The organism is Psychrobacter phenylpyruvicus DSM 7000 = NBRC 102152 (assembly GCF_000685805.1).
GTDB lineage: Bacteria > Pseudomonadota > Gammaproteobacteria > Pseudomonadales > Moraxellaceae > Psychrobacter > Psychrobacter phenylpyruvicus.
Map to the genome: position 1 here is coordinate 1 of NZ_JMKP01000066.1, position 3,896 is coordinate 3,896.

The 3,896-nt window shown below is 36.7% G+C and carries 5 protein-coding genes; 3 read left to right on the forward strand and 2 right to left on the reverse strand.

The window, feature by feature from the left end:
• Window positions 1-1,329, forward strand: a 1,329-nt coding sequence (locus tag G561_RS14775) for a DUF637 domain-containing protein (RefSeq protein WP_037032546.1), incomplete at its 5' end; no start/stop codon positions are given.
• 35 nt (window positions 1,330-1,364) lie between these two features.
• Window positions 1,365-2,252 (forward strand): hypothetical protein, encoded by an 888-nt coding sequence (locus G561_RS15070; protein WP_028859948.1) that lies wholly within the window; start codon window positions 1,365-1,367, stop codon window positions 2,250-2,252.
• A gap of 375 nt (window positions 2,253-2,627) precedes the next feature.
• On the opposite strand, the gene G561_RS0113155 is transcribed toward G561_RS15070, so the two are convergent.
• Window positions 2,628-2,852 (reverse strand): hypothetical protein, encoded by a 225-nt coding sequence (locus G561_RS0113155; protein ID WP_028859949.1) that lies wholly within the window; start codon window positions 2,850-2,852, stop codon window positions 2,628-2,630.
• 447 nt (window positions 2,853-3,299) lie between these two features.
• Between G561_RS0113155 and G561_RS15280 the strand changes: the two genes are divergently transcribed.
• On the forward strand, window positions 3,300-3,470 hold the full coding sequence (locus G561_RS15280) for an ATP-binding protein (RefSeq protein WP_081794492.1): 171 nt from the start codon (window positions 3,300-3,302) through the stop codon (window positions 3,468-3,470).
• 188 nt (window positions 3,471-3,658) lie between these two features.
• Here the strand turns inward: G561_RS15280 and G561_RS0113165 are convergent.
• The coding region (locus tag G561_RS0113165; protein WP_028859950.1) for a transposase at window positions 3,659-3,896 on the reverse strand (238 nt) is incomplete at its 5' end.

Sequence of the window (3,896 nt, forward strand, 5' to 3'; positions counted from 1 at the left end):
AAGGGCGATATTAATGCCACCTTACGGCAACTCGCCCGTAGTGAAACTGTACGCGGTATGGCGACCTCTGCTCTAACCGCTGGGTTAACGGCTGAATTTAACATTGGTAATAATGTTAATGATGCTTTTGCTAAGAAGTTATCTAATGGTATTAGCCGAGGGATAACGGAAGCAGCGGTTAATGCTACTGTCAATGGCACCAGCTTTGAAGATGCACTTACCAACAGCTTACGAGCTTCTTTAGTGGATGTCTTTGCAGGAGAGGCTTTTAGTGAATGGGTTAAAGAGATAAAAGGCATTGATGGAGACAACTTTGCCCGAAACTTAGCTCATAAGCTAGCGGCAGCTGGTGTGGGCTGTATTGCAGCAAGTGCTAAAAACCAAAGCTGTGATGCTGGAGCAATCGGTGCGGCTGTTGGGGAAATAGTAGCCGAGATGTTCCCGCCACCTATAGATGGGGTTGCTTATGATAGTGATGAAGAGCGTCAAATAATTAATGCAAGTAAGTTAACAGCAGGTACTATTGCTCTTTTAGCTGGTACAGAGGTCAATACTGCAGCTCAGGCAGCTCAGGCAGCTCAAACAGCAGTTGAGAACAATTCATTAAAGTTTTTCACTACTACAGGCAAAGTTCTGTACAAAGCTTTCAAGCACATTGATGTAAAAAAAGTAAAAAACCTTGCTGAGTTTAAAAAAGAGCTCAAAACTTCATTAAAAGATACAGGTAAAGAGGAATTAATAAATATAGCAGATGATTTATATACCATATTTTCTAAAAACTCTAATATTTCCTCAAGAGTTTTAGCTAGTATAGATTTACTGACAGGGACTAATTTTAAAACGAGTGGTCATTCAGCTAAGACAATAGCTGAAACTCAGAAAAAAATTGGCATTAATAGCAAAGAAGTATCTCAGCTAAAGCAAGATGGCTATAAAATTTCCGAACAAGTTTCAAAATGGACTAACCAAATAAGAATTAACCGTCTCAAAGGCAGTGATTTTGAAAAAGGTGCTTTAAGTCGATTGGGTAAAGATTTAGGTATAACCGTAAATAAGAATTCGAAAGTTACAGAAATTGTCACTGAAAAAGGACTTGTACGCTTTATACCTGATGCTAAGATTGGCGATGAGAAGATTAATTTGGTTGAGGTGAAAAATGTTAAATACTTAAGCATGTCAAATCAATTTAGAGGTTATATTGCAACTAAACAACCTATTCATTTAATAATAGGTAAAGACACTGTTGTAACTGGCCCCTTACAAAAAGCAATATATGCTTCTAAAGGTAGCATTAAAAGATATGATCAAAATATAGATAAGATCTATTGATGCTTTTAACATATAACTTAATATAGGTGTAAACAATGCAAAGAGCAACTTATAAAGTAGATGTTCAAATATTGAGCCGTTTACCAATGCATGATTATCGAGATTTAGCTTCTCGGCTTAATCTACATTTCAAAATGCTACCTAGCATGACACCGACTCGGTGGAATATGATCGAACCTATCAATCGCCCTTTTGGAGAAGATACCGACTGGGAAGAAGAAATGCGACTGCTATTCGACCCTACACTTTGGCCAAGTTTTTATTGGAGGCGTCATAAAAAAACACAATCAATGGGTAGCTTCACTAGAGCTATTGATAATAGAACAGGTGAGTTATTACCTACTCATTCTGATGAGAGTATAACAAGTACATTATCCCAAACCAATATGGATGAATTGATTAGCTATGTCAAAACAAGCTCAGTTCAGTTTAAAGCTGATATTGCCTATATTGATGTTATACATGATGCCTATCGAGATGCCGTGTTAGAAGAGTTAAAGCATTATCAAAACTCATATGCGGTATCTATTTATTTACTTACCAACAATCTTAGACACTGGTTAGATGATATTTATTGGGGAACCGTATTTGGTGATGCTTATGTGCGTTTATTTGGTATGGATAAGATATTGTCTGCACCTGTGTATAAAGTTGAGCAACTTAGTGATGATACGGTATATTTGCAATTGACTGAAAATATTACAGACAGTTATGTGAAGTTTAGAGAGTTTCAAGAGATACGCCAAACGGTAAAAAATCATTTAGATCCGATGGCGTTTTATCAAAAAGATAAGGCTTATTATATATATGGTCAAGATTTTTTCCCTGACTTTGAGTTAGCACAAAAAACTGCTGGCAGTGTGTTTCATGTGCCTGAGTTTCGCCTACTTTCTGATTCGGTATTAGACTGGAGTAAAGTTTAGGTAGGGTGCTTTATGGCTTTCTATGATACCTCTTAACTAAATATACCCAAATCTCAACTCTTTTTTCTTAACCCTTGATTTTAAAGGGCTTAAAATATTTAGTTGTAAGGTCTTACCCTTATAAGCCTTTAATTATCAATAACTTATAAAGAGTTGAGAGTGGGGTTAAATATTTAAGTTAGATAGCAAAAAAGGGTGAGTTATTTTTATACTATGACAAGTTATAAAAATAACTCACCTTTTTTATGCTTAGTAAATGCAACTTTAGCCTTTCAAAACAAATTAAACTCACCAACAGCCCACACACCTCATTATTGGATGTCTTTGCAGGAGAGGCGTTTAGTGAAGGAGTCAAGCCTATTGATGCCAGAGATTTCAATACAGATACTTTGCCCGTAACTTAGCCCATAAGCTAGCGGCGGCTGGTGTGCGCTGTGTGGCAGCAAGTGCTAAAAACCAAAGCTGTGATGCTGGGGCAATTGGTGCAGCTGTTGGTGAGATGTTAGGTGGAACAAAGCAGGTATAAATCTGCCGTATAATAGACACTTCATCCCCGTCTTTTTTATAACAACTAACCATGATAAGAAAAATATCGGTCATTATACCTATCAGCTAATCTTTTAGAAATAATAGCACATATCAATAATCAATAAAATGACTACTGCCAGCATTGCTGTGGAAAGCACAGGTACCACTAGAGGTGCTAAAAAGTTGTCTTTAAACATAGACAATAAAAACCTTGGTAAACTACCCGTGACAATCCAGTGAAGCGTAAGTTGGTTAGAGAAAAACAGAATCTATTGATATTTGGTGCAACAGGTACTGGTAAAACGTGGCTTTCTTGCGCTTAGGTATTCAAGCTTGTCGACAAGGTTATGAGCACACCAGTTACTTGAAGAGCTGAGTGATGCACTGCTTGATGGGAGTTTAATTAGATTAAGATGAAAATTAATAAAAAGTCGCTTATTGATTATCGATGATTTCGCTTAAGGTCAGATAGATATACAAATTGCATCATTATTACTAAAAATTATTGATCTATAGTTCATGAATAGTAGCCTAATGGTTACTAGTCAGTTTTCAATAGAGCACTGGCATGATAAGTTCAGTGATTCAACAATCGCTGATGCCTTGTTAGATCGAGTTATCAATCAAACTCATATCATAGAATTAAAAGGTAAGTCTATGAGAAAAGTGGTAGATACTTTTGATGGATAGTATTAAATAGCTTTTTAGTCTGAAACTAACGTGGTCAAGAATGATAATAATGACTGGTCACGTCATTTACCACTTGGTGGTCACGTTTGATAAGAATAAGTGGGTATGTAGGAGGTTATTTTGCAAGTTGTGGATTCAGTATAGATGTAGTTTTATTGAGCCCATCCCGAAATCTGTGTAACTGCAATTTAGATTAAATGCTTACTAACACGCTCATCGAACATAATCATAAAGCGATTAAGAGCAGACGTCCAGTTACGGATAGGCATCGACCACTTTTTAGACGCCTGCTGAGTTGCTAGATAAACAACCTTAAACGCCGCTTGATCAGATGGGAATATCTTACGCTTATTCACAGCAGTACGAATCACGCTATTTAATGACTCGATAGCATTGGTCGTATAAATGGCTTTTCTGATGTCTTTC

What these genes read in the sequence shown, in the direction of transcription:
- G561_RS0113155 (WP_028859949.1), bottom strand. Translation starts at nt 2,852, where the DNA reads ATGACCGATATTTTTCTTATCATGGTTAGTTGTTATAAAAAAGACGGG.
- G561_RS15070 (WP_028859948.1), top strand. Translation starts at nt 1,365, where the DNA reads ATGCAAAGAGCAACTTATAAAGTAGATGTTCAAATATTGAGCCGTTTA.
- G561_RS15280 (WP_081794492.1), top strand. Translation starts at nt 3,300, where the DNA reads ATGAATAGTAGCCTAATGGTTACTAGTCAGTTTTCAATAGAGCACTGG.